Below are 26,518 nucleotides of genomic sequence, written 5' to 3'. Positions count from 1 at the left end.
TCGCTAAATCCCCTCGCCACAATGAGTCACCTGACAACACGTGGTGTGTCAGGGCGGATCAATCTGATCCAACACCCGATTCGCCGTGATCTCCGCCAGCATCACGCTGTTGGAAATCCCCAACAGCGCATTGCGCGAGCCACCGTCCAGATGATCCACCAACTGATGGACCATCACATCCACCGACGCCAGCGTCTCCACCAGATACACCATCAAGGTTTCGCTCGTGGCCTCGGGGTCGACGGTGAACAGCGTGCTGGGTGTGCGCGGCGTGGCCTTGATGTCGGCCGTGGAGGGGAAGTGAAAATCGAGGGCGCGCTCGGCGGCGTCGTTGAGTTTGTTTGAGTCGGGTTCGTAGGGGGAGGTCGGATCGGTGTCCGGGGGATTCGGTGTGACCTTGAACATAAGCTAAATTCCCTCATTGGGTGCCAGCCCTCTTGCTGCTAAACGAGAGGGAGGTAGCTGTGCGCAGGTTAGCAGACCGGGGAATCTAGCAAAGCCGGCGCGCCCGAAGGCGCCCTGCGCACAGCCACCATCGAGTGCAGGCATGGATCTGCCTGACTGATGAGCTTGTGCAACTTTCTAAATATCCAACCGGGCTGCTAAACCCGATCACTGATGAGCAGTGACGCGAATCAAGTTACCGAGCGGCCCCCAGTTGCACAAGCCGGCGGATTCTGGCGCAAGCGTAGGCGAGGGCGCAAGGGCTTGTAGTTCTTACGAAATCTAATTAAACACAGTTAAACATGAATTTTGCGGCTATGTTGAACGAGCGAACACGCAGGCTAGCAATGGTATGCCGAACGAAATGCCTAATCACGTTTCACATCCAGGCAACTTGCACCGTTGGTGAAGTCCGGCATATTTCCATTATAGCTCCAACTTTCCGCTTTCATGACTCCTGGAACAATAACCTTGCCTACGGGTGTGTTCCAGATAGTCTCGAATTTAACAAAGTCATCTAAAGTATTGCCTACACCGTTGCCTGTGGTCGTGGGGTTCTTGACGGTAGTAATCCCGATGCGCCAATCCTTACCGCCGTCCCTGCATCCCCGATCATCATGGATCCTGATGGTCAGTGCAGACGGAACATTTCTTAACATGATCAAGTCGTTATCATTTTTATAACACCCCCCTTGCTCACCAAAAGGATACCTGCCTACAACTGCTGGAATATGACAGAACTCAGGGTCTGGACCACTGCTTTCGATTTCACTGAGCACAATCTCCCCCTGAATGCTCGGTGTTGGAGAAGTATTAGTTTCAGCTAAAGAAAAATAGCTTGATAACAGCAGACCACATCCCAGTGCCAGTGCCACACCACCCGTGAACATCCTAGAATAGTTCATGTCTCGCTCCAGTCATTTATTGAAATCGCATGGAACAAAACACTAACAGGATTCTCTGAGTGCGAAACCTAGCAGATCTGCTAGTTGTCGAGGTTTTTTTAACCTGTGATTTTTTAGTCGCGGTATTCAATTAAGACACGGTTACCTGTCAACATTGACAGTATCGGAGTTTGAAATTCTGGCGCCTAATCCGCCCAAGGCCCCGGGGTGCAGATCGAAGGGAGCGATGTCAGGTTTCCCTCGCAGTGTTCGGACCGCCGCACAGCCTCCATAGCCATTGCTTTGCGCATGGCAATTCTTGATCTGTGGAGAGCAAAGAACATGACCATCATGCAGAACAATCAAAGCTCCAAAGCGGCGCGTGATGCGTATCGCAAAGTGCGCAACCAACGCAATCTGGCCCGTGCGGCAAAGCTCGCTGATGATTTGCCTGTGGCGACCTTCGGGAACATCGTCGACTCGGCCGACAATTTGCTGAATGGGCCCATTATCAAAAACGCCAGCTCGGCGGCGCTGACAATTCCAATTTGGGCAGACACGGGCGACATCCCTGGTGACGAGCAGATACTCACGCTCCATGTCGCCCCAGGGCGCGTCACTGATCCTGACGACGCCTCGTTCGTCGAAGTCCAGAAGAAGGTACTAACGTACCCTTTTGCACCTGCCTGGGATCCGAACTTCACATTGCCGTTGAATAGAATCCAGCCCAACGGAACTTATACGTTCAAACATGAAGTATTCCTGCATAACCAACAACTCGCCCAGAGCCCGCTGGTCCAGTTCACAACCGATATCACCGCCCCGTATGAGCTGACCAATCCCCCTGAACCCAAGGCCATGAACTTCAACATAAAGGAACTGGACGACTCCAACCTGGCTAACGTATCGGGCGTCATCCCGGATTACACAGACAGGGCCCCCAAGGACAAATTCGTTTACTGGTTTGTCAAGGACCCGTTGCCGGACGATCCCTCGACGCTCGATCCCGTAACGGCTCCCGAAGATGTGCCGGCCAGTGGACTCGTCCGCGTTCCCGCAGCCTATCTCCAGGCCCTCGAAGATGGCATCTATTACCTGCTGTATGTGCTGATCGACAGGGCGACCAATCGAAGCAATCTTTCAGCCTTTACCCGGTTCACTGTCACCCTTGGCGCTCTGCCAACGGCCTTGCAAAAACCCGTGGTCCCGGCGGCAGCCGGGGGCGCCGTCATTGATCTGGCAACCGCCGCCAGTCGCGTAATCGTCGAGTTCAAGTACACCGGAGGGAAGCCAGGCGACAAGATCGTCGCCCAGTGGGGTGGGATTGACTTGCCGGTGGAGTTCGCACAAAACGGATACGCTGAAATTGTTGTTCCGCCGCAAACGTTACTGGCCGCTTATAAGGCAGCTGGGGGAGTTGGCGAAACAACCATCACGGTCAAGTATTCGGTCGACCGCCTCGGACGGCTGTTTGGTCCGGAACAGGACGACGTCAAGGTGAATTTCACGCTAATTGGCACACCACTGGACCCTTGGCCTGACTTTCCGGATCCGACCAACCCGAATCTCAAGCCCGGGGTGGTCAAAGGCTCCACGGCCGACAACGTATTAGTCGTGGCCGATGCTGACAAGGACGTTCCGTTCGAATTTGAGGTCTATGACCCGGTCAACGCGAATGAAAAAATGAAGTTCATCTGGATGGGCACACATGTTGTCGAGGCAGATCACACGATCACCACAGAACAAGCCGGTGACAAAGTGACAAGAAACATCCCTTGGTCTTACATCGCCGCCACCGATAACGGGCCAGACAAGGAAGTGTATTACAGCATTGGCGATCCCTCAGTCACACCCAACTGGCAAGACTCTCCAAAAACCCTGGTTAACGTAAACGACGCGATTGTCCTCACGCCCGATGAACCGACCTTCCCGCATATCGCTGGCAGGTGGCTCAACTGTTCATCTCTTCAGGGAGCGGACAACCATATCGTGGTGGATGTACCTGATCTGTCGAAATGGCTGAGTCCGGGTGAAAAGGTGAGTATGTCATGGGAGCTTTTCCCGGGACGTGGAACCCCCGGCACGCCAATTGTCGATACGTTACTCGAAGAAGACATCACCCTCACCGATGGAGCCGGCGCTTTTCCGGCAACGGGTTTCAAATGGAAGGTTCAGCCGTACGCCGATTACATCGCGCCTTCCTATAACCCTCCCACCCATTCCGATGCCACTGCCGTGGTGACTTATTCGTTTGACCTGAAGGGCAAAACGGTGACTTCCAAACCAGCGATGCCCTGGCTCGGTATGTTTGTCGGCAATGGTGGATGCCCGATCCCCTGATCCGGTAGATCAATCTTGCGACAACACTCGCAGTTTTTTTTGTGGGTGTTGTCGCTGGCTGAATCAACGCGATGCATGACACAGATTACGTTCTGTCGACATGCCAGCAAATTCTGAGTGCAAAAAAGATTAGTCCTACATAAACCGCAGAAGGCTCTCTGTAGTCTCGCCGCCTTTGTAAGTGCCGACCTGTTTGTTTGTAGGAAGTTGGCCTACCGATCATTAATCAATCAAGGGTGTACCAGGATATGTGGGTAAGCAATGCATTCAAATTGAATCCATTGGCGCGAGCCGTAACGTTCATCAGTCTTGCGCCGCTGTTACTAATGGCGGAGCAAGCGGTGGCCGGGCCGATCGACGGTATCGTTGAAAACATCGATCAAAACACCCGGCCGGACAGCTATTCGCTTACCAACGCAGCCACCCTCATCGCCAATGGCGCCACCACTCGGGAGATTACGGCCAGAGGCGGTTCCAAGGTCAATCTCAATGCCGGTACGACAGTCAATGCAACCGGATCGGCTATCGGGCTGCAACTGATCAATAGTGATGCTCAGATCAACAACAGCACGATCACCAGCAACTCCACGGGACTGTCGCTGGGCTTTACTGCCAGCGGCACCGGTTCAAACGCGACAGTCAACAACAGTGTGATCAGTGGTGCAGCCGTCGGTGCGAGTGTGGGTGCCAAGAGCACGTTGACCCTGGTCAACAGCAAGCTGCGTGGCACGGGCTCGAACGGAGTCGGGCTGCGAATGTTCGACGGTACGGCGTCGGCTACCGGCAGCACAATCGCTGGTACGGTAAACGGTATTGAGCTTCGTGAAGACGCGGGGCAGGCGGGCGGCACCACCCTGAATCTGGACAGTACCCGGGTTCAGGGTACGAATGGTTCGGCCATTTTGGTCAATGGTGGTAACGCCGCCATTTCAGCGACTAACGGTACAAGTCTGGTTGCGGGCAACGGTGCTTTGCTGGACATCAGAAACAGTGGCTCGGCGAATCTCTCCCTCAGTGATGCCAACACCCATCTGGTGGGCGATGTCCTTGTCGAGTCTGGCAGCACAGCTAATGTGAAGCTGGACAACTCCGCCACGTTGACCGGGCGCCTGGAAAATGTACAGGGCCTGACCGTCAACAATGCTGCACGTTGGGTGATGGTTGGCGATGGCAATGTCGAGAATCTTGCGCTCAATGGCGGCGGTGTGCAGTTCGGCAATCCCGGCGAGTTCTTCAAGTTGTCGGTGGGCGAGTTGTCAGGCACTGGCGGTACTTTTTACATGCACAACAACTTCAGCACCGGCCAGATCGATACGCTGACAGTGACCGGAACCGCCACCGGCAATCATCTGGTAGCGCTAGACAGCAGTGGCTCGGAGCCGGTGGCCGCCGAGGCGCGCCCCGTGATTCACATAGGGGGCGGCGACGCGACTTTTGCGCTGCAGGGTGGCGCCGTGAGCCTGGGCGCCTACGATTACGACCTCATCAAACAAGGCGACAACGACTGGTTCCTGAACACGGCGACCCGTTCAATCAGCCCTGGCACCCAGTCGGTCATGGCGCTGGCCAATGCGGGGCCGACCGTCATGTTGGGTGAACTCAGCACCTTGCGCAGCCGCATGGGTGAAGTTCGCATGGACCAAGGCAAGGCCGGTGGCTGGATTCGCACCTATGGCAACAAACACGACGTCAGTGCGAGTTCGGGGCTGGCCTACAAACAAACCCAGCAAGGTGTGTCGTTCGGTGCCGACACGACGCTGGGAGCCGAGCAATGGTTGTTCGGTTTTACGGGCGGCTACAGCGAATCCGATCTGGACATGGGGCGTGGTACCAGCGGCGAAGTCGAGAGCTATCACATCGGTGCCTACACAACCAAACTCTATGAGAGCGGTTACTACGTTGATGCGGTCATCAAGTTCAACCATTTCCAGAACTCGTCCGACGTGCGCCTCAGCGATGGCAAGAAGACCAAGGGTGATTACGATAACAACGGTGTCGGGGTTTCTTTGGAAGGAGGGCGGCACATCAAGCTGGACAAGGACTGGTTCGTCGAGCTTAACGCTCAAGTCGTCGGATTAAGCATCGAGGGGGCCGATTACGATCTGGATAACGGACTGGCGGCCGAAGGTGATCGCGTTCACTCACTGCTCGCAAAGGCAGGTACAACGGTCGGGCGCAACTTCACCGTGGGTAAAGGCTATGAAGTACAGCCGTATTTGCGAGCGGCGTACGTGCACGAGTTCGCCACTAACAGCGATGTCAAGGTCAACAACAATGTGTTCAACACGAATCTATCGGGTTCCCGTGGCGAACTGGGTGCAGGGTTTGCCATGAAAACCACCGACAGTACATCCATTCATGTGGATCTCGAGTACAGCAACGGCGAGAAGATCGAACAGCCGTATGGGGTCAACATCGGTATGCGCTACATCTGGTAAAGCGCAATTGCGGGGCTAGCCGCATGACGAAAAAGAGCAGGTGCATTCGAGGCGCCTGCTCTTTTTTCGTTTCAGGTCCGACCGTCTGACCTGTCATCTTTGACAGTATACGGATGCTTGCATTTGGGCATTAATGAAGGCTGTTCAAGTTCGGGTGTGCAGGCTGGACGCCCTGTCTATTGCTCGTCTTTCCAGGAGGCCTCGATGTCCAGATCAAAGCGCGCCAGTGATCAAAATGCGCTTCGTATACGCCCCAAGCCATTCGCTCTGGCAATGCTCGATGATGTGGAGGGCGGGCAAGAAGGTTTGCTGCCGGTGAGTACCCAGGGCAAAACGTTGAAGATGGAATTCGACCCTTGGGAAAACACGGATCCGTCGCCGCAAGATCCAGAAACCGTGGAGCTGCGTTGGGATGGTGATTCTGTCGATATCAAGACATGGACGGCTCCGATTGCACCAGACGATTACTACATCAATGTGCCGTCATCCCGGCTGACTAACGGTCGCCATGAAGTGGACTACTTGCTGACGTTGCGAAACGGATTCACCGAGCCATCGGCTATCCGCGTATTGACCGTCGATACTGAGCCTCCAATCCTGAGTGCCGACCGTAAACTCAAGTTCGACACCGATACCATCAGCTTCGATTATCTGGTCGAAAACAATGATGTTGTTAAGGCCAATGTGCCTGCCTATACCTCCGCAGTACCAGGCGATGTGGTAGTTGCCAAATGGAAGAATCCCGCCGATGGCAGTTCGGCCGAGATCTCCACCGAGCCGCTGACGCACCTCAACTATCTAGACCCGATAATACTGAAGTTCACCGGCGACTTTATTCGTGACAGGGGCGACGGAAAACGGCAGGTCACTTACCGGATTACAGACCGCGCCTTGAATACGAGTGCCGAATCCGATCCTGTCGAATTGCTGGTGGCTGCAATCCGGCCTCCACGATATTTGCCAAATCCCTGGGTCATGGAAATCGAGGATAGCCCGTCGGGCTGGGGAGAACTCAATCCGGAGAAAACACTGACGGGGGCAACCGTACGCATACCCGCAGAGGCGGTGTACTACGAGGATGATCGGGTCGTGGTGCAGTTCGGTGAACCAGGCGCCGTCGGGTCAGTCACCGTACCGGTCGATGGGGATACACGGGATGTAAGAATTCCCAAGGAAAGCATCGGGGCTTACCTGAATAAAACCCTACAGGTGACCTACGTCATTCATTTGCCCGATAACTCTACAGAATCATCCGGGCCATTGACCCTGGTGATACGCGCGTTTGCGCCTCCCAAGCTGGTCGGTGCCCAGCTCGCGTCCCCACATACTGACCCGGCTTACAAAAGCAATATCCCCGCCGCAGGCCTGCCGATTTTCCAACGAATCTGGCCCTACATCAGCACTCGATGCCTGATCACCATCACCGTGATGGGCACCGGCACGGACAACCAGCCGAAAACCCAAACGATACTCGATGCAAAGCCTGTCACCGAGGCGCAAATCATCAGTGGCGTCTCGGCGACTGTGACTCAGGCATTTATGCTTGGCCTGAAAAACGATGCGCGATTCCGGGTGCAGACGCAGGTGAGTTTCGACAACGGCGGCACCTGGTTTCCCTTTACGCTACTGTCCCCGATGCTCAAACCCTGAAGTAAGCAAGCAACTGTAGGAGCGAGCTTGCTCGCGATGGAGTCAGCGGTACGCGGGCTTCCTGATTAAACGCGGCGCCCTTGTGTTCATCGCGAGCAAGCTCGCACCTACAGAGGAACAGCGACTATTGCCATTCATTGATAGGTGATGGTGAAGCTCAGGGCGCCTTCGGCCTTGCCGGGGCGGATGTCGGCACTGTTTTTGATCTGATAGAAGCGTGCCTTGAACTCCAGCGTCTTGTCCTTTCCATCTTCGATGGCGCCGAAGGAAACGTCGGTACCCAACGGCACCGGGGACACGCCGTCGCCGCGTAAAATCTGGATCCCCATGCCGGCGGCGGTCGATGCCGGGCTCAGGTGGAAGACGCCTTGGCTGCCATCGCCTTCCGGTATTGATCCGTTGGCGCCATCCAGGCGGATGTGGGCATTGGCCCGGTTGGCATCGAAGGGGTCTGCCACGCAACTGGACAGGCTGATGGTGAAACTCGTCGCGGGCGTGGTGAAACCAGGGGCAGTGAAATCCTTGGCGTCCCAGTCGCCCAGCGGCACCGGATCGACACTCACCGGGTTGGCGCCGACCGCGCATTGCGCCTGGATTACAGTACCTCTCACGCCATACGCGAAACCCTTGCCGATATCCGAAAAGTGGCCGTCGAAAATCTGCCGGCTCAGTATGTGAGGTCCGGGCGGTATCGGCCCGGTTTTCACCAGCGTCACTTTGCTCCTCAAGCGCGAAAGGGCGAACGGCGAAAGCAATGTGCGACTGATTTGCGCATCGAACGGCACGATGGACCGTCCTCCGATAGGTACGAAAGAGTTATCCGCCATGCCGTCGAAGCCGAACTCCAGGGTGATGCGGGCACCCACGCCGGGGATATTGGTCATGAAAATCTTGCCGCTGGAATCTTCACCGCCGATGGGCTCATGGACCCGGCGATCCGAAGGGGCAGTCGGTATGGCGTTGAAATTCAGGATGACGCTGCCATCGTTACTGCAGGTGATCCCGCGGTTGCCAGGGTTGGGTGTTTGCACGAATTTGTCGATGACACCGATGATGCTGCCGATTTTCGCATCACGCGGCACATAGACGTTGCCGACGTCAGCCTGGAAATCCATCGGCCCTGATATCCCGCCGTCCCAGGAGCAGGTGTTCGCCACGGCGGGCAAGGCCAGATGCGTTCCAGCCAGCAAAGCCGCCAGGCTGAGCCCCTGTCGTAGAGATAACTTCATGCGTGTTTTCCTTCAATAAACGAGGCACCGTTACCCGGAGGTCGGCGCCCTTTGAATGAGTTCGTCTCAACGGCAGGTCGAGGTCTGCAGTCGATAACCTTGAGCCAGTTCCATGCGCTGTGGGTCGATGTCCAGTCGGCACTGCTGACCGGTTTGCTCACCCCAGCGAACCTCAAGCGTCTGCGCCCGATCATCAGCGCTGAGCATGACCTGGCCGGCCTGCCCGACGATGCCGAACACGGCACCCTCGGCATCCCGGACCTGCGCGCCGAAAGGCAGCGGCTGGCTGTTGAATGTCGCGTTGATCACCAGGCGGTTGATCGAGCGCGCCGCGAATGTGCTCTTGACCACCGCGCCGCGGCGGGGCACGACCTGGGTGGCGCCATTGTCGATTTCGACGTCAGGGCCCAATCGATCCGTTTCCAGCTCGACCTGATTGACCCGATAGGGCCGCAGATAAGGCACCAACGCATAGCCGCGTTCATTGGTGCGAACGCCCGGTGCGTTGGCGATACCGACATCCTTGATGCCCGGCACCTCTACCAGCCCAGCGGTTTCCCCCAGATACGGACCCAGTTCGATGCCATCGTCGTGCAGCAGAACGGCGCCGGTGGCATTCACGGACAGGTTGCTGTAGTCGTTGCCCTGGCTCAGGCCCGCCCCAAGGTTGCCGTACGGCGTTTGATAACCCATCGACAGTTCCGCCGATTGCTGGCGGTTGTCTTCATTGGCCAGGGCGGCGCGGTAGTTGAAGCGGTTGTCATCAAGCGAGCCGTTGAGGCTGGCGCGCTGGCTGAGCGTGCTGCCGTTTTTCTGCACGTCGAAGGTTGCCGAGTTGGTGTGGCCAAGACCCAGGGGCAAGGAAACACTCAAGCCGACCTGGCGATCGCTGCGTTCATTGCGGTCACTCAACGACTGGCTGGCGAACAGGGTGTAGCCAACGCCACGGTGCTGGGTATTGAAGTTGAACTGAAACTGTCGACGCTGATGGTCGCTGCGCCAGAAGTCTTCCTGCGACAGCGTCAGGGTCAGGGCACTTTGCGGCGTCAGGTTCTGATAAACCGCCGCCTCCAGACGGCTGCGCCGGCTGCCGCGAAAACTCGAATCCTGGCTGCGCTGGCGCACGGCTTCGTCGAAGTCGCGATAACCTTCGGTGGAGTAGCGATAACCGGCGAAACGCAGACTGGTGCGCGTGGCAAACGTCTTGCCGTATTTGACTGCGTAACTCATACCCTGCACTGAATCCAGATCCCGGGTGTCGAGATCGGCTTCGGAACGGGTAACGTCCAGCGCCAGAGCCCCAATGCTGCCCAGATCCCTGGCCACGCCGACGTTCATGGCCCGGTAGTACTCACCGGCCATCAAGCCGCTATAAAACGTCGAGCCCCAGCCGCTGCCCATGGCCAGGGTGCCTTGCCACAGCAGCGGATCATCGATGTGGCTGGCGGCGTTGTAATGACCGACGGCGGCGCTGTAACGCCAGGTCCCTTCGCGCAGCAGATTGCCCAGCGAGGCATAGGGCTGGGTGAAGCGGCGCACCTGGCCATCGGCTTCGGTCAGCACCACTTCCAGTTCGCCGCTGCCGCCGCCCGTATTCAAGTCGTCGATTACATAGGGACCGGCGCTGACAAAGGTGGAGTAAATCGGATAACCGTTTTGCCGAACCTCCAGCCTGGAGCGACTCAGCGCCACACCGCGAATGATCGGTGCATAGCCTTGCATCCCATCCGGCAGCATGCCGACGTCGGAACTGACCAGCGCGCCCTTGATCGGCAGGCTCTTGAATACATCGCCGCCGGTGAAGGCTTCGCCTAGCGTCAGGTTGGCGTTCATGCCGGGCAAATCCCGTTGCGCGTAGGTGTAGGCACGGGTCCATTCACGCTCGCCGCGACTGTCCTGGCGTCCGCTCTGGTTGGTCCTTAATCGCCAGGGGCCGAGGTTGAGACCGGCATTCAGGTACAGGTCCTGGCTGTTGTTGGCGCCGTAACGCGTGGAGCCTTGTTGTGCCGCCACCTGATAGTTGAGGAACGCCGCGTTGATGCCGTCGTCCCAGCGCTCGGGGTCGACATGACCCGCTACGTTGCGGCGCATGGCGATCTGCGGAATGGACAACGCCAATTGCAGGCGCCCACCGTCGAAGTCGGTTCGGGCACCGTCGATCAATGACACCAGGTTGATGCAACTGGCGTTAAGTTGCCCGGGTTGAGCGACGGCATCGAGCTTTACCCCGAATTGCTCCAGCAACTCGGGCGTCAGGCAGGGAGACAGGTCGTCATTACCCTGCAAGGTAAAGTCGAGTTCATGTCGCCCCAGATATTCCTGATTGACCCGGACCTCTACCCGGTAGCGACCCGGGCCCAGGTCCTGGGTGTTGGCCAGCGCCTGCAAGGCAAGGCGCCCGGCATCGGCCGGTTGGCCGCTACCCTGGTGCATGAAGCCGGTCTGGAAGCTCAGCGAAGCATTCGCCAGTACCGGTCCTGCCTCCACAAGGGCGGCGCCGCCACTACCGATCAGAAAAAGTTGGGCAAAACGCTGGCGAGCGGGCACGCGCCAACGACCCGGGAAAGGGATCATCGTCATCTTCCTGGCTATGGGGTCAATGGGCGATCAGCGGGTGATCTGAATCGGTTGGCTCATCAGCGGTGTGATGCCGCCGTAGTCATTGATCGTGGTAAACGACACTTGCAGGTCGGGCCCGGGTTTGAGGCCGTTCAGGGGGAACACCTGGCGATCGAGCGGCGTGACCATCGGCGGTGTTTCCAATGTTCTGGACTGACCGTTGCCACGCACTTCGAGGCGGTGGAAGGTGTAGTGAAATGGCGTTGGATTGTTCACCACCAGCCGGGGTTGACCGTCGATGTGTTGCAGCGACCATTGCAGGTCCTTGAGGCGCACATTGGGGTTGTCTTTCAACTGGCTGGGGCGATAGAACAGTTTGATGCGCGTGCGGATCGCGATGTTCAGCACATTGCTCTGCTCGCTTTCGACTTGCGGGATTTCCTGGGCATTAAAGTAAAACAGCGACTCGCGGTCGCTCGGCAGCGTATTGGGCAAGCCGTTGATTTGCACTTGTTGTTCCTTGCCGGGATTGACCCGGAACAAGGGCGGGGAAACCATGAAGGGGACGGCGGTGGTGGTGTCATCGGCATGGGTGTTGACCCAGGTCTGGACGGCGTAGGGCTTGTCGCTTGGGTTGGCGACCACCAGCGAGACGTTGCGCTTGTCACTCTCGAACACCACGCGGGTGGCGCTGAGCGTCAACGCGCCATGGCTGGCGGGCGCGTGAATCAACAGAAACAGCGCGGCCACGGCGCAGGAGTGCGCCGCGCTGTCACGACAGAAAGTTTTGATCGAACCGAACATGAAAATACCTCAGGGCGATGCGGGCGCTGGCGCGGTGCTGCGCGAGCCCCTTGAGCGCAGGCAGGTGCCGCGCTCAAGGGGTGGGACTTACGGGAGGGTGACGAGGAAGTTGACGTTGGCGATCACCGGGCCCGGGACGACGGTCGCAGCGATGGAACGGTACTTCGCATTGAAAATCATGCGGGTTTCGCCCGTGGCGTTGAGCGGGTAGGGCTTGGATTGCGTGCCGCTGTCGATGTGCTTGCCGTCGTTGTCCTTGATCGCCAGTGCCACACCGCCGGCGCCGCCGGTCTGGATACCGTAGTACTTGCCGCCGGTACCGACGTTGCCGTGGGTACTGTCGAACTGCACGGTGGCGGTGTCGCCGGCGGTGAAGCCACAGACCGCGCCGTCCTTGATGCGCAGCGCAAACTCGCGCCCGCCCACTTCGGTATCGGCCACGCCGCCGAAGTCGGGAACCGCCACGCTGCCCAGGTTGATCGGGCCGGTGGCGCCGGTGCCCGGGTCGATGGCGTCGATCGGGCAGGTGTTGGCGTTGATGTTGCCGGTAAAGTTGATCTGGCCGACGCTGTTGGCGAACGCTGAAGTGCCTGCCAGGCTGGCGGCCAGGCCGAGGGTCAGGGCAAGTAGGGATTTGTTCATGTTGGAATATCCTTGTAGATCCGACCGGTGTTATGGAGTCGAGACGCACCGGTGCGGCACTCTTGTTGAGTGTTTGAAAGTGGGTGAGTGGGTGAAGCGGTGTCTCGGCGGGCGGATATTAGGGAGGCGGGGGGAGGGGGGATATGAGAGAACTCTCAATAATCAGGAGGTCGGGCGTTGGTGTCATGCATTAGTAAAGAAAAGCCAGGCAACTCTAGGACTACCTGGCATTTGAAGATTACGGATTTAAATACCTTATTGGTGCCATTGGTGGGACGACTTTGGGTTTGTGACTGTTCTGTCTTCCTTTGAAGTACTCTTGGCCGGAAAGTACGCTTGACTCTGTAGTGTTTCGGACGTAGGTCTTCTGGGTTATTGAAGCATTTATGCCTGCTTCAATGGATTTTGGTAAAGAAGTGGGAGGAGGTATTGATGCAGGCTGAAAGCGATCAAATCCGAAGTCCGGAGGCAGAACATCCCATTGCATTTCGATATCAAAGAGTTTTGTTGTACGTGAGCGAGCTGCGCTCATTATCCGTGTTTCACTAACTGAGTCAGCCGAGGTCGCTGTACTGGAACTACTGGAACTACTGGAACTGCTGGATCTACGCGAACTACCAAGACTGGAAACATCAGCATCATAGCCACTAGAAGAGCTGGACGTACTGGCTATAGAAGATGATCTGCTCGTTTTAATACTGCCCTCAAATAATAGGCCCGGCACAGGCGCTTTAATCGCCTTGAAACTCGGCAACATAACCCAGTTCAACCCAAATCCAACCCAAGACATCGTCTCCTGCGTCTTCGCATCCTTGGCCGCCATCGTTGCCCCTTCCACACCAAAGCCCGCAGCAAATGACGCCCAGGTCACGACTTTCGCCGCAGTGGTAATGGCTGCCGCAGTGGAGAGAACACCAGCATGGACGGCCACGACCGTGGCGGTACTGGCACCAGCCGCACTGACCACGGTCCCGATTGCCAGCGCCAACGGGGCCGGGTTGAACGTCACGATACTGAAGAAAATCCCCAGGGCGACCGCGACACCGGCAGTGGGATAAATGAACTTCGGATCGTGAATGACCTTGGTGCTTGCATGCCCCGTCGGATCACTGAAGGCAATCGGGTTGACGGAGCGCATTCATACCGAGGACACGTCGGCGCAACTGAGCCTGACGACCACCCTGGAATACGACCCGCAGGGGCGTGAAACGCTTCGGGTATTTGATTTCGGTAATGCGGCGCAGCGGCTGAGTCAGACCTGGAACGGTCTCGATCAGGTGGAAAGGCGACTCTTGAGTGACGGGAAAAACGCAGGCGGGGCGACATTGCGTGACGAGAACTACGAGTACGAATTGCGCGGACGCCTGGAGTGGTACACCTGTGCAGGGCCGAAATCGCCCGTTGATCCAGCCGGAAAAGTCATCAAGGAGCAGGGATTTTTCTTCGATGCTTTGGACAACATTGAAGAATGCAGGACGGTATTTGCAGGCGGGAGCAATACGGCGAAGTACCTGTATGACCGGGAGGATCCGGTCCAGTTGGGGGCTATTACCAACTCTCACACCGACTACAAGTCTTTCGACGCGGTATTGAATTACGACGATAACGGCAATCTGCTGCAAGACAGGGAGTTCATACTCGGCTATGACGGTCTCGGCCGACTGGCAACGGTCAGCACAGTCGCCAGCGGATCTGCCAAGACCTACGGGTATACCGCTGAGGATGTTTTGTCGAAGGTGAGTGGTGACGGTAGCAATGAACAGCTCTTCTATCGCGGCGACGAGCCGGCCAACCGGATTGATGGCGATGAGCAGAGTACGTTTGTGTTTGGAAATGGAGTGCCGCTCGTCGAGCGCCAGGCAGGTGCTGGCCCAAAGTCTTGATGTTGGCCACTGACGACAAACATAGTGTGTTGTCGGAGGTCAGCGAGGCTGGGAGCAAGGGAAGTGTTTACACAGTGTATGGGTTCGATACATCGACACAGAGGGGGCTGGGTTATAACGGCGAGCTGCGTAACAATCCGACGGGCAACTATATGTTGGGCAAAGGATATCGGATGTTTGATACGCAGTTGATGCGGTTTCAGAGTCCGGATGGTGATCGTTGGAGTCCATTTGGGGAGGGCGGATTGAATAGGTATGCGTATGTATCAGGAGATCCGGTCAAGTTTAAGGACGATAGCGGACATGCCAGATGGGCGAAATTGTTTGCTGTGCTAATGATGGCCAGTGACAGCTCGCCAGATACTGCTCGAGTGGTATCAAAGGGAGCGCAAGCAGGAAATATCAGCGATGAGCTTTTGGAGAGGGGATTCGTCACTTACACAGGCAGTGATGTCACTACGCCGACGAGTAGCGCGGCGATCCAGCAGCCAACTTTGACGGGCACTGGCAGAACATTAACTGCGTCGCCTGCTCTTCGTGGGCAATCAGCCCAATCCTTTGGTTCATCCAGCACCTCCAGTGCAGTACCTTCAGCGAGTAGATCAGTTAGCGGCGGACGCAGTGCCGCTTCAAATGTTGATGTAGCGTCCTCAAAATCTAAAACGCCAAAAGCTCCCAAGGCACAACCGGCACCGCCTAAGCAACTCACAAAAGAACAGTTTAAAAAAATGTCGTCGATTATGAGGAATGATTATCTGGCAAAGGGAGGTGTGGATCCCACACAAAGAGGGTTCCATAGTGCTCCGAAGAAAACCGCACTCGACGTGCGTAATCCTCCAAGGGATCGATTCAATTAACATCAAAAACTGGCACAGCAATGTTGAAGCGTACCCATGATCTCGCTGGGTACGCTTGTTCTTACGACCAAGTGATTTAATATCGAACTTTCAGTTTTGCAACCCACTCACCCGAGCAAAATCCACCAACCCACCGTCATGGCCAAGCCCCAACTTTTCCATGGCGGTGCGTTTTTGTCGGCTGATGGTTTTTTCACTGCGGTTCAATTGCGCGGCAATCTGTCGGCCGGATAAACCCTGGACAAACAACCGCACCACCTCCAGCTCTCGCTCGGACAAGTTCACCGACGTTGTGTCGGTATCACTGGCTGGCAAAGCCTGGGCCTGCAAAATATGGGTAAATGTGGGACAGAGGTATCGACGCCCTCTGGTGACGGTCAGTATCGCTCGTTTCAACTCACTCAAGGCGCTGCGTTTATCGAACAAACCGCGTACACCATTGTTGAGCAAGGCTTGCAGCAGCGACGGATTGCGCAGCATGGTCATCACGATCAGCGGGATGTGGCCAAAGTGCCGTTTCAGATACCCCATCAACGCCAGGCCATCGGGGAAGTCGCCGTAGGGCATCGAGTAGTCGCAGATCAACAGGTCGCACGGAGTACGTTGCAGGCAGTTGATCAACTGAGCGGCGTCTGACGCCTGTGCGACCACCGAGAACGTATCGCGCAGGGCCACTTCGACTCCGCGCAATACCACGGGGTGATCATCGGCGAGGATGATGCGCAACCTCTCATTCGGTCGGTGCCTGAGCGAAGCGGGCGCATCGTCACAGGCATCGTCGAAGGAGGTAGTAATCGGTGTGGATTGAGGCGTTGGTTCCAGATTCATTAAAAGTCTCAACGGCAGTCAATGGGACGCTGACCGCTGATGAGGACCTGGCTCAAGGTGACTGAATCAAACCTTGTTCCAGCGCCTTGACCATGGCGACCCAGCGCGATCTAACGCCGAATTTTCGGCGGATGTTGCAATAGTGATAATTGACTCCGGCTTCGGTACAGCCGCAGATTCGGGCAGTTTCCCAGGATGACTTGCCGGCCAGGCCCCACTTCAAAACCTCCTTTTCTCTGGCCGTGAGCGTAATCGCTTGGGCTGGTTGATCCCCCTGTGGCGGATGATTGACCTGGGCTGGCGATGATTGAACTGATGCGGTTGTGGAGCGATACATGACTGAATCTCCCATTCATCATCATTGACGGCGTGGGCGCGGCGGAATCTTCCTACTTCATGATGGCGTGGTTCGCGCGACCGTCCTTCAGGCACCTGAGCAGGGCTGTAGGAACGGTTTCCTTATAGCGCGATTGATCCGTCTTGGAACCTGTCACAAATTACAGGTGCGGGACTTTAATCAGACGTGTAAAGAAGTGCTGTCAGTCAATGCGACCAGGTTTGTAGGATAAATCTCCGTATTTTTTAGCCCTGGAGGGCGTGCGCTAATAGCCTGATTAAACATATTTTTTGCTTGTCATGAATATGAGAGGACCGGTGATAAAGGCGTGTAAGAAAGTCGCCTGAACAGAGTCCGTCCTCGGGCAACACAATGATGTCCGTTCATCGATTTAAGTAGCACCGCTGGCGAGTTCCTTGAATTGAGATAGGGTTGAGCCAGGGACCCGCGCGAAATGGAGAATGACATGCGCTACTCAGCCTTGACCCAACGAATTGCCGGTGACGGCGCCGCAGCCTGGCAGATTCACGATCGAGCGCTGCATTTGCGCGAGCAGGGTGTCGATGTATTGCTGTTGTCCATCGGCGATCCGGATTTCGATACACCATTGCCCATCGTTGAGGCGGCCATCACCAGCCTGCTGGCAGGAGACACTCACTATCCGGCGATACGCGGCAGCCAGGGCCTGCGCGACAGCATTGCCCGGCGGCACCAGCAACGCAGTGGCCAGGTGGTGGACGCTGACCACGTGATTGTGATGCCCGGCGCGCAATGCGCGGTGTATTCGGTGGCGCAATGCCTGCTCGATCCGGGCGACGAAGTGATTGTCGCCGAACCGATGTACGTCACCTATGAAGGCGTCATTGGCGCCTGTGGGGCAAAAGTGGTGGCGGTGCCGGTGCGCCCGGAGAACGGTTTTCGGGTCGATCCGGCAGACGTCGCCGTACGTATCACTGAGAAAACACGGGCGATTCTGCTCAACAGTCCGAACAATCCTTCAGGTGCGAATTTGCCGCTGAATGTCTGGCGGGAGCTGGCGACGTTGTGTATTCGTCACGACCTGTGGCTGATCAGCGACGAGGTCTACAGCGAACTGCTCTACGAGGGCGAGCACATCAGTCCGGCGAGTTTACCGGGCATGGCCGAGCGCACTGCGACCATCAACAGCCTGTCCAAATCCCACGCCATGAGCGGCTGGCGAGTGGGTTGGGTGATCGGGCCCAAATCCATGGCCGAGCATCTGGTGAATTTGTCGATGTGTATGTTGTTCGGCATTCCCGAATTCATTCAGAACGCGGCACAGCTCGCGCTGGATGAGGATCTGCCGGAGGTGGCGATGATGCGCGAGGAATATCGTCAGCGTCGCGATCTGGTGTGCGCCAGCCTGAACCAGTGCCCGGGCCTGCGCGCCATTCGCCCGGACGGCGGCATGTTCGTGATGGTCGATGTGCGCCAGACCGGGTTGTCTGCCCAGCACTTTGCTGAACGATTGCTGGAAGAGTATGGGGTGTCGGTGTTGGCCGGTGAAGCGTTTGGGCCGAGTGCGGCGGGGCACATTCGCCTGGGGTTGGTAGTGGATCAACTGAAACTGGCGGATGCCTGTCGGCGGATTGCGTTGTGTGCGATGGAGCTTTTGGAGGCTCGCCGGGCTTGATGGTTTTGTCTTGTCTGTGCCGGCCTCTTCGCGAGCAGGCTCGCTCCCACAGTGGACCTGGGTTGGACACAGATTTTGTGTCCACTGAAGATCCTTTGTGGGAGCGAGCCTGCTCGCGAAGACTGACCTGCAAACGCCGGATGCCTTAACCCTTCCACGCCCGCACATTCACCAGATTTTTTGGCCGCTCACCCGCCAGCGCCGCCAACAGATTGTCCACCGCACACTTGGCCATCGCCTCCCGCGTCTCATGGGTCGCGGACCCAATATGCGGCGTCGCCACCACGTTATCCAACAGCAACAACGGCGAGTCCGGATCAAGCGGCTCACGCTCGAACACATCCAGCCCCGCGGCGCGAATCTGACCCGTACGCAACGCCTCGATCAGTGCCTTTTCGTCGACCACCTTCCCCCGTGAAATATTGATGAAGATGGTCTCGGGCCGCATCTGTGCGAACTGCTGCGCCCCAATCAATCCTTCGGTTTCAGCCGTCAATGGCAAGGTCAGGCAAACGAAATCCGCTTCCTGCAACAACTCCGGCAAGCTCCGATACTGCGCATTGAAGCGTTGTTCCACCGCCGGTTTCGGCGAATGGCTGTGGTAGATCACCGGCATACCGAAACCAAAATGTCCGCGCTGAGCCAATGCTTCGCCAATGCGCCCCATGCCGATGATGCCGAGGGTCTTGCCATGCACATCGCTACCGAATTGCGCCGGACCGATGTTGCGCTGCCACTGGCCGTTTCGCACCATGTTCGCCAGTTCCACCACGCGCCGGGCGGTGGCGAGGATCAGGGCGAAACCGGTGTCGGCAGTGGTTTCGGTGAGCACGTCCGGAGTGTTGGTTAGCAGGATGCGCCGTTCGGTGAGGTAGTCGATGTCGTAGTTGTCGACGCCCACCGAGACGCTGGCAATGGCTTCCAGGTTCGGCGCCAGGTCCAGTAATTCGGCATCCAGTTTCAGGCTGGCACCGAGCAAGCCATGAGCGCGGGGCAGGGCGGCGCGCAATCGGGCCAGGCCTTCGGCATCGAGGCTGTCGATCAGGGTGACTTCAGCGTGTTCATGAAGCCTGGCCATCAGCGCTGGCGAGAGTTTTTTGTACAGCACAACGTGCTTTTTCATCATGAGTTTCTCTACTTCAATTCAGGAATGGGCGGGACGGCTCACGGCAACCGGGGGCCGCTCCCGGTCACTGGCGCCGGGCTTGAGGCAAATCGTCAGCACCACCGAGAGCATCAACGCACCGCTCATCAGCAGGTACGAAGCGCCGGGAGAGCCGGTGGAGCTGTTCAGGTAACCGACCAGATAAGAACCGCCGAAAGAACCGAGAGCGCCCATGCTGTTGATGAGGGCCATGGCGCCACCGGCGACATTGGCCGGAAGGATTTCCGGGATGATCGCGAAGAACGGCCCGTAGGGCGCATACATGCAGGCGCCAGCAATCACCAACAAGGTGTAGGACCACCAGAAGTGTTCGGCGCCCAGAGCGTAGGAACCGTAGAAGGCAATCGAGGCGATCAACAGCGGCGGCCAGACGAAGCGTTTGCGCTTCTGCAATTTGTCCGACCCCCAGGACACCACCAGCATGCCAATCACCGCCGCCAGGTATGGCAGCGCCGAAAGCCAGCCGGCCTGGATCATGTCCATCTGCGCGCCGGCCTTGAGAATCGATGGCAGCCACAGCACGAAGCCATAGACGCCAATGCTCCAGCAGAAAAACTGCAAGGCTAGCAGGATCACTTTTGGCGAGCGGAAAGCTTCCGCATAATTCTTCACCGCTTTGATACCAACCTGCTCGGCGGCGAGGGCGCTTTCCAGATCCTGCTTTTCCGGTTCGCTGAGCCACTTGGCTTGCGATGGACGATCATCCGCCAGCTTCCACCAGATAAACGCCCAGAGCACTGCCGGCAAGCCTTCGATGATGAACATCCATCGCCAGCTGTAATGCTGCACCAGATAACCCGAGACCACCGACATCCACAACATCGTCACCGGGTTGCCGAGGATCAGGAAAGTGTTGGCCCGGGAGCGTTCGGCGCGGGTAAACCAGTGGCACAGGTAGATCAGCATCGCCGGCATCACCGCGGCCTCGACCACGCCGAGCATGAAGCGGATGACGATCAGCCACCAGGCGTTGGAGACGATCCCGGTCAGGGTCGCCAGGCTGCCCCACAGAATCAGGCTGACGAAAATCAGCTTCTTCACGCTGTGCTTTTGCGCGTAGATCGCGCCGGGTACCTGGAAGAAAAAGTAACCGAGGAAGAACAGTGCGCCGAGCATCGAAGACAGGCCCGGGGTGATCATCAGGTCGGCGGCCATGCCCGAGGCGGCGGCGAAGCCGTAGTTGGCGCGGTCCAGGTACGCCAGGCTGTAGGTGATGAACACGATGGGCATGATGTACCACCAGCGGCGGGTGGCGAGGGTTGCGGTTTTCATCAGTGGTGCTCCTGAGCTTGTTGTTTTTGTCGCAGCAGGTAACGGTTTTTAGATCTTCAGTGACAGTTCCGGCCTCATCGCGGGCAAGCCTTGCTCCCACAGGAAGTGTGTTAGACCTGTGGGAGCAAAGCTTGCTCGCGATTGGCGGCCTCGAATTCGATGGACATCTCGGACCGGGTCGGCAACCCCTCCATATCCCCCCGACTTTGCACTGCCCGACTACCAATCCAGTTGGCGCGCTTCACGGCGCCGGCAATGCTCTGGTTTTCCAGCAGTGCACTGATCAGGCCGACTGCAAACCCGTCGCCGGCGCCCACGGTGTCGATCACCCTTTCTACTGGCACGCCCGCGACGAAGCCTTCATCCAGCTGAGTGCGGTAGTAGGCTCCGTGCGGGCCAAGCTTGATCGCCACCGCTTCGGCGCCTTGCTCGAGGTAAAACGCGGCGATGTCGGCGGGGTCTTCGAAACCGGTCAGCAAACGGCCTTCACTCAAGCCAGGCAGCACCCAATGGGCGAGGGCGGCGAGGCGGTTGATCTCGGTGATCATTTGCTGCGTGCTGGCCCACAGGCTGGGGCGCAGGTTCGGGTCGAAAGAGACGCTGCGCCCTGCATCACGCATGCGCGTCATCAGTTCGAAGGACATTTCCCGCGCAGTGGAGGACAAAGCAGGCGGAATGCCCGTGGCGTGCAGGTGCCGGGCCTTGAGCAGTTTGGGGATGATCGATTGCGGCGACAGGTGACTCGCCGCCGAGCCGCGCCGGAAGTACTCCACCACCGGGTCGTCGCCATCATCGGTACGGGACTTGAGCTGAAAGCCGGTGGGGTGGGCAGTGTCGGTAATGACATTGCTGCAATCGAGGCCTTCTTTTTTCAGCGTATCGACCACGAACCGACCCAAAGAGTCATCGCCGACCCGGCTCAGCCAAGTCACCTTGAAACCCAGGCGGGACAAGCCGATGGCGACGTTGCTGTCCGCCCCGGCAATGCGCTTGTGAAAGTGCTCGACGTTGGACAGGTCGCCGTTCTGATCGGCGACGAACATGGCCATGGTTTCGCCGAACGAGAGGATATCGATCTCAGACATGAGCGCGCTCCAGATGTGGTTGACCAAGGCCTGAGAGGACCGCGACATGCTCGCGGGTGAGCTGCACCAGATCGTCACCCTGCAGCGGATATTCCGCAGCCCGCATCACGTCGTGGGCCATGTGCCGCAGCAGTTGTTCCCACTGATGCAGGTCACTGGCGGCAGGCGGTATGGCGATCAGTTTGCCGTCGGCCCGGCGCGATACAGCCTTGCAATGCACATAGCCCACATGGCGACCGAGGAGACGCGCGGCGCTGGCGGCGGATTGATCCTGCCAATGCCAGTTGCCGATATCGAAGGTCATCTTGATCGGCAGTTTGTGCTGCTCGACTTCATTGAAAAAGCGTTGGAAGGGTTCGATGCGGCCGCCGTGCAAGGTCTGGTCGTTCTCCACCAGTAGTTGCACAGGGCTGTGTGCGAGGATGCGTGCAAGGGTTTGCAGGTCATTGTTGTCGGTGAAGTAGCCCAGGGAAACCTTGAGCCATTTGGCGCCGAACGCCCGGGCGCGTTGCAGGGCGCTCATCAACTCGAGGTTGGGTTTCGATTGGCCGGCCAGCCACAGTTCCATGGGTGAGGAGTACACGCTTTCCAGCCCTTTGTCCTGTGTTGCATTGGCCAGTTGCTCTGGCGCTTCACCGGTCAGCAATTCTTCGCGCCATTCGATGTGCGTAGCGCCGGCGGCGGCCAGCACATCGATGAAACTGCCCTGGCCGCGTTGGCGTACCAGGTCGGCGCCGTAGCTGGAGAGGCTGATGGAAACGGCGGGTTTGTTCATTGTTCTTCTACCTCTGAAACCGGTTTCATTTTTGTTCAAAAAAATAGGGGTGATCTTCGGGCCTCATCGCGAGCAAGCTTTGCTCCTACGGAATCGTGGCGTGCGCAAATGAAGTGCTCAACCCGAACCCTGTAGGAGCAAAGCTTGCTCGCGATGAGGCCGGTACATTCACCGAGAATTTCCAAGAGTCGATCCCCGAACAATCAACCGCGCCGCAAAATCCAGGGTCCGCACCGGCCCGTCATCCGCACGCAAACGCTTGAGCAAACACTCAAACGCACTCGCGCCAATTTCAGCAGTCGGCTGGGCGAGGGCAGTAATGCCGCTACCCACCAGCGGATACCAATCCAGGTCATCGAGGGCAATCAGGCCCACGTCTTCGAACAGATTGCACTGGAGTTCCCGTAGCGCATGGGTACTGGCCAGCGCCGCAATGCCGTTGGCGCAAAACAGCGCTTTCGGTCCGGGGCCGGGTGAGTCGAGGAAGGCTTTGAGCTTTGCAGTCAATTCGCAGCCGGTTTCGATAACCATCCCGTTCAGCGTCGGCCGTTGTGCGATCAGCTCTTTGAAACGGCTCACCCGTTCTATTCGGGAACTGGTGCCATCGAACGGCTCGCTCACCATCAGTACGTCACGATAGCCACGCTCTTCAAGATGATTGAGGGCCATGTCGACCGCCTGCGGGTTATCCAGCCCGACCATGTCGCTTTCAAGGTTTTCGACCTTGCGATCCACCAGCACCAGGGGCATTTCCCGGTGCAGTTCGTGCAATTCGTCACGGTGGTGGCCGAGGGTGTTCACGATCAGGCCTTCGATATTGTACGAACGCAGCAGCGCCAGGTGCTGGCGTTCCTGCTCGTCGTCGCGGTCGGTGTTGCACACCACCAGGCTGTAGCCGTGCTGACGGCAGGCTGTTTCCACCCCGTGCATCACGGCAATCGAATAGGGGTTACGGATATCGGCGACGAGCATGCCGATCAGGCGGGTGCGTCCACGTTTCAGGCCGCGCGCCATCTGGTTCGGGCGGTAGCCCAACTCGGCAATCGCCTGTTGGATGCGTTGGGCAATGGCATCGGAGAGCAGGGCACGGTCTTCGCCGATGAACCGCGAGACGCTGGCCTTGGAGACCTTGGCGTGTTCGGCGACATCGAGCATGGTGACGCGGCTGCGTTGGGCGGCGGAGAAATCGTTCACGGGCTGAAACCTTGTTATTGGATTTATAAGGTCTGTGCGTTGCACTGAAACCGGTTTCAGAAGACACCAAAAGCCGATTCGCCGTCAAGCCCCGCGTTAGCGATCGTCCGACAAATGGGCTTAAGCCAAAACGCTCAACCATGCCGAACCCAGCAACAGCAGGGCCATGCAGCGATTGAACCACTGCATGGCGCGGGGTGAGCGCAACCAGCGACTGGAGCCTGCACCGAGCAACGCCCAGACACCGAGACATGGTAGCGAGATCAGGAAAAACGCCATGGACAGGTACAGCACATGCATCAGCCGTTCCTCACCGGCACCAGCGAAAACGCTGACCACGGCCAGCGCCATCATCCAGGTTTTCGGGTTGATCCATTGCAGGCTGGCGGCGCCCAAGACACCAAGTCGGGCGCCGGTTATTTGCGCGCTGATCGCGATGGCCGGCGTGCGGAAAATCTGCCATGCGAGATAACTCAACCACGCTACACCGGCCCATTGCATGACCCTCTGTAACAGGGGCCATTGAGTGAGCGAAGAGCCGGCGCCCATGCCCACCACCAGCACAAGGAGCGCTGCGCTGACACAGGCGCCCAGGATGATCGGCACGGCGGCTAACAGGCCGAATCGCGCACTGTTGCTCAGCACCAGAATATTGGTCGGCCCCGGGGTGATCGCGGCCACGAAGGCAAACAACAAAAAGGGAATGAACGTCGGGAAAGAGGACAGCATTGCGGGCAAACTCCAGTGAAGATCAGTGAAATCGATCTTCACTGGTGCCGGGTTAACTGTCTGGAAGATTTGAGCAACGCTTGCGGTACAGCGCGGGTGTCAGACCGTAAGCGCGCACGAACCAGCGGCCCAAATGGCTCTGATCGGCGAAACCCAACGTCATCGCTACAGTCGTTGGCTGTTCGCCTTGGGACAACATTCGCCGTGCGGTGGCCAGTCGTAACTGCACAAGATAAGCGTGGGGCGCCATGCCATAAGCCGCCTTGAACGCGCGGGTCAGGCGGAAGCGATCGACGCCGGTGACGGCGGCCAACTGGTCGAGGCCGATGTCGTATTGCGCATTGGCGTGCAGATACTCCCGCGCCTTCTGCGCCACCAACGGCAGGCGCGGGTCCTGGTCATAGCGGGTGCGCCAGTGCAGGTGGCGGGTCAGCCCCTCAAGCAAGGCATCAAGGGCTGTTTGGCGGACGATTTTCAGCTCACCCCTATGCAGAGTTTCAAAAGCCAATGCAGTGGCATGGGCCAGTGGCAGGTCGGTGGTGAGCGTGTTGGCAAAACTCAATTCGCTGTTGTCTGGGGCCTTGTCGAACACCGCGCCGAGTTCACGCGTCAGCCACTGCGGATCGATATACAGCATGCGATACGTGAAGCCGTCGTCGGTCGGCGCCTCACCATCGTGGATGTCACCCGGCTCCAGCAAAAACACCTTGCCCGGTGTGCTCTGGTGTTTCGCTCGCCGACAGTTGAACTGCTGCACTCCTTGTTCGGTGAACCCCACCAGGTAACTGTCATGCCAGTGCGGATCGTAGGCATGCCCCTGGAAATGCGCGCGCAGGGTCTCGATGCCGGTGTCGGCGTCCTGTTTCAGGTCGATCCAGTTATGAGCGTTCATGCAGCACCTGCGGGAGGATTGCCGATCCATTTAACGCCCGCGCAGGGCCGATGACTAGAACGTTTGTGCACGGATCAGTTGAACAGCCCGGCGGCGATGTTGATCGAGAATCCGAGTATCGCTGTATTGAACAAAAAACCGATCAGCGACTGCGCCAGTACAATCTTGCGCAATTCCCGTGTCGCGACGCCAACGTCCGAGGTTTGCACCGCCACACTGAGAGTGAACGAAAAGTACAGAAAGTCCCAGTAATTGGGCGTAGTCAAACCCTCGGCGAAACGCAGCGCCGGGTCCTTGCCGTTCCAGGTATAAAACAACCGCGCGTAGTGCACGCTGAAAATCACCCCGATCAGCAGCCATGAACCGATCACCGTCAGTGCGGTAAAACCGTAATGCAGCAGCTTGCGGGTGGTTTCCAGGTCTTTGCTGCCGGCGAGTTCGAAGGTGATGGTGGCCAGGCTGGCAAGCGCCGCAATGCACACCACGAGCAGCACCAACCCCGCATTTTCGTCTTCGATCTCGGCAATGCGTTTCACATCCGTTGCTTTGGAGCGCACGGTGAGCCAAAGCATCAGCACCAGATAGGTCCAGACCCCGGTGTTCCAGCCGATGAGGATTTTGCCGATGATGGAGTCGGCGGGAATCAGGATGCCTGCGGCGATGCCTAGTGTCGTGGCGGCGGAGAGACGAGGGTGGGTGTGGGTGAGGTAGGGCATGGGGGCTCGATGGGTCGGGGTATTGCAAACACCTTAGCCCAGTGGGGACTGATGTGACCACAATCGCCCCCTGTAGGAGCCGGCTTGCCGGCGAAGAGTGCCTCGAATATTGCATCGTTCTCGAGGTCGCCTTCGCTGGCA

The 26,518-nt window shown here is 57.9% G+C and carries 23 protein-coding genes; 6 read left to right on the top strand and 17 right to left on the bottom strand.

Annotated features, from left to right (window positions below; all coding sequences use genetic code 11):
- Positions 1-48: 48 nt before the first annotated feature.
- Positions 49-405, bottom strand: coding sequence for a DUF6124 family protein (locus GPL81_RS12745; protein ID WP_160107000.1), 357 nt, complete (start codon positions 403-405; stop codon positions 49-51).
- A gap of 407 nt (positions 406-812) precedes the next feature.
- Positions 813-1,349 carry a hypothetical protein gene (locus GPL81_RS12740; RefSeq protein WP_160106999.1) on the bottom strand — a complete coding sequence of 179 codons (537 nt, stop codon included), beginning with the start codon at positions 1,347-1,349 and terminating at the stop codon, positions 813-815.
- Positions 1,350-1,670: 321 nt separating this feature from the next.
- Between GPL81_RS12740 and GPL81_RS12735 the strand changes: the two genes are divergently transcribed.
- The 3 genes from GPL81_RS12735 to GPL81_RS12725 all read left to right on the top strand — a co-directional run bounded on the left by GPL81_RS12735 (position 1,671) and on the right by GPL81_RS12725 (position 7,756).
- Complete coding sequence (locus GPL81_RS12735; protein WP_160106998.1) at positions 1,671-3,668, top strand: hypothetical protein; 1,998 nt, start codon at positions 1,671-1,673, stop codon at positions 3,666-3,668.
- 248 nt (positions 3,669-3,916) lie between these two features.
- The gene (locus tag GPL81_RS12730) at positions 3,917-6,106 is read left to right on the top strand and encodes an autotransporter outer membrane beta-barrel domain-containing protein (protein WP_160106997.1); all 2,190 of its coding nucleotides are present in this window, start codon (positions 3,917-3,919) and stop codon (positions 6,104-6,106) included.
- A gap of 204 nt (positions 6,107-6,310) precedes the next feature.
- Positions 6,311-7,756 carry a hypothetical protein gene (locus tag GPL81_RS12725; RefSeq protein WP_160106996.1) on the top strand — a complete coding sequence of 482 codons (1,446 nt, stop codon included), beginning with the start codon at positions 6,311-6,313 and terminating at the stop codon, positions 7,754-7,756.
- Positions 7,757-7,890: 134 nt separating this feature from the next.
- Here the strand turns inward: GPL81_RS12725 and GPL81_RS12720 are convergent, their stop codons facing one another.
- The 5 genes from GPL81_RS12720 to GPL81_RS12700 form a co-directional block, all read right to left on the bottom strand.
- Positions 7,891-8,985 carry a fimbrial protein gene (locus GPL81_RS12720; protein WP_160106995.1) on the bottom strand — a complete coding sequence of 365 codons (1,095 nt, stop codon included), beginning with the start codon at positions 8,983-8,985 and terminating at the stop codon, positions 7,891-7,893.
- A gap of 66 nt (positions 8,986-9,051) precedes the next feature.
- Positions 9,052-11,565, bottom strand: a complete 2,514-nt coding sequence (locus GPL81_RS12715) for a fimbria/pilus outer membrane usher protein (RefSeq protein ID WP_160106994.1) — start codon at positions 11,563-11,565, stop codon at positions 9,052-9,054.
- A gap of 27 nt (positions 11,566-11,592) precedes the next feature.
- The gene (locus tag GPL81_RS12710; protein WP_160106993.1) at positions 11,593-12,348 is read right to left on the bottom strand and encodes a fimbrial biogenesis chaperone; all 756 of its coding nucleotides are present in this window, start codon (positions 12,346-12,348) and stop codon (positions 11,593-11,595) included.
- A gap of 87 nt (positions 12,349-12,435) precedes the next feature.
- Complete coding sequence (locus GPL81_RS12705; RefSeq protein WP_160106992.1) at positions 12,436-12,990, bottom strand: fimbrial protein; 555 nt, start codon at positions 12,988-12,990, stop codon at positions 12,436-12,438.
- A gap of 238 nt (positions 12,991-13,228) precedes the next feature.
- Positions 13,229-14,128, bottom strand: a complete 900-nt coding sequence (locus GPL81_RS12700; RefSeq protein WP_160106991.1) for a hypothetical protein — start codon at positions 14,126-14,128, stop codon at positions 13,229-13,231.
- Between GPL81_RS12700 and GPL81_RS12695 the strand changes: the two genes are divergently transcribed.
- Complete coding sequence (locus GPL81_RS12695; protein WP_160106990.1) at positions 14,115-14,873, top strand: hypothetical protein; 759 nt, start codon at positions 14,115-14,117, stop codon at positions 14,871-14,873. The genes GPL81_RS12700 and GPL81_RS12695 overlap by 14 nt on opposite strands.
- Positions 14,873-15,730, top strand: coding sequence for an RHS repeat-associated core domain-containing protein (locus GPL81_RS12690; RefSeq protein WP_160106989.1), 858 nt, complete (start codon positions 14,873-14,875; stop codon positions 15,728-15,730). The genes GPL81_RS12695 and GPL81_RS12690 overlap by 1 nt, the downstream gene beginning before the upstream one ends.
- Positions 15,731-15,820: 90 nt before the next feature.
- Here the strand turns inward: GPL81_RS12690 and GPL81_RS12685 are convergent, their stop codons facing one another.
- Entirely contained in the window at positions 15,821-16,558 is a 738-nt protein-coding gene (locus tag GPL81_RS12685) for a response regulator (protein WP_160106988.1), read from the bottom strand.
- A 52-nt stretch (positions 16,559-16,610) separates the two neighbouring features.
- On the bottom strand, positions 16,611-16,895 hold the full coding sequence (locus tag GPL81_RS12680; RefSeq protein WP_160106987.1) for a helix-turn-helix transcriptional regulator: 285 nt from the start codon (positions 16,893-16,895) through the stop codon (positions 16,611-16,613).
- Between the two features lie 466 nt (positions 16,896-17,361).
- Here GPL81_RS12680 and GPL81_RS12675 point away from each other — a divergent pair, with 466 nt between their 5' ends.
- Positions 17,362-18,549: a pyridoxal phosphate-dependent aminotransferase gene (locus GPL81_RS12675; protein WP_160106986.1), complete on the top strand. Its 1,188-nt coding sequence runs from the start codon at positions 17,362-17,364 to the stop codon at positions 18,547-18,549.
- A gap of 145 nt (positions 18,550-18,694) precedes the next feature.
- Here the strand turns inward: GPL81_RS12675 and GPL81_RS12670 are convergent, their stop codons facing one another.
- From GPL81_RS12670 to GPL81_RS12635, 8 genes are all read right to left on the bottom strand, one after another.
- A complete protein-coding gene (locus tag GPL81_RS12670; protein WP_160106985.1) occupies positions 18,695-19,672 on the bottom strand; it encodes an NAD(P)-dependent oxidoreductase in 978 nt (325 codons plus the stop codon).
- A 21-nt stretch (positions 19,673-19,693) separates the two neighbouring features.
- Positions 19,694-20,986: an MFS transporter gene (locus tag GPL81_RS12665; RefSeq protein WP_160106984.1), complete on the bottom strand. Its 1,293-nt coding sequence runs from the start codon at positions 20,984-20,986 to the stop codon at positions 19,694-19,696.
- A gap of 110 nt (positions 20,987-21,096) precedes the next feature.
- Entirely contained in the window at positions 21,097-22,071 is a 975-nt protein-coding gene (locus GPL81_RS12660) for a sugar kinase (RefSeq protein WP_160106983.1), read from the bottom strand.
- Entirely contained in the window at positions 22,064-22,846 is a 783-nt protein-coding gene (locus GPL81_RS12655) for a sugar phosphate isomerase/epimerase family protein (protein ID WP_160106982.1), read from the bottom strand. The genes GPL81_RS12660 and GPL81_RS12655 overlap by 8 nt, the downstream gene beginning before the upstream one ends.
- A 168-nt stretch (positions 22,847-23,014) precedes the next feature.
- Positions 23,015-24,040, bottom strand: coding sequence for a LacI family DNA-binding transcriptional regulator (locus tag GPL81_RS12650; protein ID WP_160106981.1), 1,026 nt, complete (start codon positions 24,038-24,040; stop codon positions 23,015-23,017).
- A 120-nt stretch (positions 24,041-24,160) separates the two neighbouring features.
- Positions 24,161-24,769 carry a LysE family translocator gene (locus GPL81_RS12645; protein ID WP_160106980.1) on the bottom strand — a complete coding sequence of 203 codons (609 nt, stop codon included), beginning with the start codon at positions 24,767-24,769 and terminating at the stop codon, positions 24,161-24,163.
- 52 nt (positions 24,770-24,821) lie between these two features.
- The gene (locus GPL81_RS12640; protein ID WP_160106979.1) at positions 24,822-25,661 is read right to left on the bottom strand and encodes an AraC family transcriptional regulator; all 840 of its coding nucleotides are present in this window, start codon (positions 25,659-25,661) and stop codon (positions 24,822-24,824) included.
- Between the two features lie 74 nt (positions 25,662-25,735).
- Positions 25,736-26,377, bottom strand: a complete 642-nt coding sequence (locus GPL81_RS12635) for a DUF1345 domain-containing protein (RefSeq protein ID WP_160106978.1) — start codon at positions 26,375-26,377, stop codon at positions 25,736-25,738.
- Between the last annotated feature and the right edge of the window lie 141 nt (positions 26,378-26,518).

Source organism: Pseudomonas izuensis (genome assembly GCF_009861505.1).
Lineage (GTDB): Bacteria > Pseudomonadota > Gammaproteobacteria > Pseudomonadales > Pseudomonadaceae > Aquipseudomonas > Aquipseudomonas izuensis.
This window is presented reverse-complemented; position numbering and strand designations above follow the sequence as displayed.

Excerpts from the sequence above, each read along its gene's own strand:
- GPL81_RS12730 (WP_160106997.1), top strand. The coding sequence starts at position 3,917 with ATGTGGGTAAGCAATGCATTCAAATTGAATCCATTGGCGCGAGCCGTA.
- GPL81_RS12710 (WP_160106993.1), bottom strand. The coding sequence starts at position 12,348 with ATGTTCGGTTCGATCAAAACTTTCTGTCGTGACAGCGCGGCGCACTCC.
- GPL81_RS12740 (WP_160106999.1), bottom strand. The coding sequence starts at position 1,349 with ATGAACTATTCTAGGATGTTCACGGGTGGTGTGGCACTGGCACTGGGA.
- GPL81_RS12635 (WP_160106978.1), bottom strand. The coding sequence starts at position 26,377 with ATGCCCTACCTCACCCACACCCACCCTCGTCTCTCCGCCGCCACGACA.
- GPL81_RS12690 (WP_160106989.1), top strand. The coding sequence starts at position 14,873 with ATGTTGGCCACTGACGACAAACATAGTGTGTTGTCGGAGGTCAGCGAG.
- GPL81_RS12715 (WP_160106994.1), bottom strand. The coding sequence starts at position 11,565 with ATGACGATGATCCCTTTCCCGGGTCGTTGGCGCGTGCCCGCTCGCCAG.
- GPL81_RS12725 (WP_160106996.1), top strand. The coding sequence starts at position 6,311 with ATGTCCAGATCAAAGCGCGCCAGTGATCAAAATGCGCTTCGTATACGC.
- GPL81_RS12670 (WP_160106985.1), bottom strand. The coding sequence starts at position 19,672 with ATGAAAAAGCACGTTGTGCTGTACAAAAAACTCTCGCCAGCGCTGATG.
- GPL81_RS12720 (WP_160106995.1), bottom strand. The coding sequence starts at position 8,985 with ATGAAGTTATCTCTACGACAGGGGCTCAGCCTGGCGGCTTTGCTGGCT.
- GPL81_RS12700 (WP_160106991.1), bottom strand. The coding sequence starts at position 14,128 with ATGCGCTCCGTCAACCCGATTGCCTTCAGTGATCCGACGGGGCATGCA.
- GPL81_RS12645 (WP_160106980.1), bottom strand. The coding sequence starts at position 24,769 with ATGCTGTCCTCTTTCCCGACGTTCATTCCCTTTTTGTTGTTTGCCTTC.
- GPL81_RS12685 (WP_160106988.1), bottom strand. The coding sequence starts at position 16,558 with ATGAATCTGGAACCAACGCCTCAATCCACACCGATTACTACCTCCTTC.
- GPL81_RS12640 (WP_160106979.1), bottom strand. The coding sequence starts at position 25,661 with ATGAACGCTCATAACTGGATCGACCTGAAACAGGACGCCGACACCGGC.
- GPL81_RS12680 (WP_160106987.1), bottom strand. The coding sequence starts at position 16,895 with ATGTATCGCTCCACAACCGCATCAGTTCAATCATCGCCAGCCCAGGTC.
- GPL81_RS12705 (WP_160106992.1), bottom strand. The coding sequence starts at position 12,990 with ATGAACAAATCCCTACTTGCCCTGACCCTCGGCCTGGCCGCCAGCCTG.
- GPL81_RS12655 (WP_160106982.1), bottom strand. The coding sequence starts at position 22,846 with ATGAACAAACCCGCCGTTTCCATCAGCCTCTCCAGCTACGGCGCCGAC.
- GPL81_RS12745 (WP_160107000.1), bottom strand. The coding sequence starts at position 405 with ATGTTCAAGGTCACACCGAATCCCCCGGACACCGATCCGACCTCCCCC.
- GPL81_RS12660 (WP_160106983.1), bottom strand. The coding sequence starts at position 22,071 with ATGTCTGAGATCGATATCCTCTCGTTCGGCGAAACCATGGCCATGTTC.
- GPL81_RS12675 (WP_160106986.1), top strand. The coding sequence starts at position 17,362 with ATGCGCTACTCAGCCTTGACCCAACGAATTGCCGGTGACGGCGCCGCA.
- GPL81_RS12665 (WP_160106984.1), bottom strand. The coding sequence starts at position 20,986 with ATGAAAACCGCAACCCTCGCCACCCGCCGCTGGTGGTACATCATGCCC.
- GPL81_RS12735 (WP_160106998.1), top strand. The coding sequence starts at position 1,671 with ATGACCATCATGCAGAACAATCAAAGCTCCAAAGCGGCGCGTGATGCG.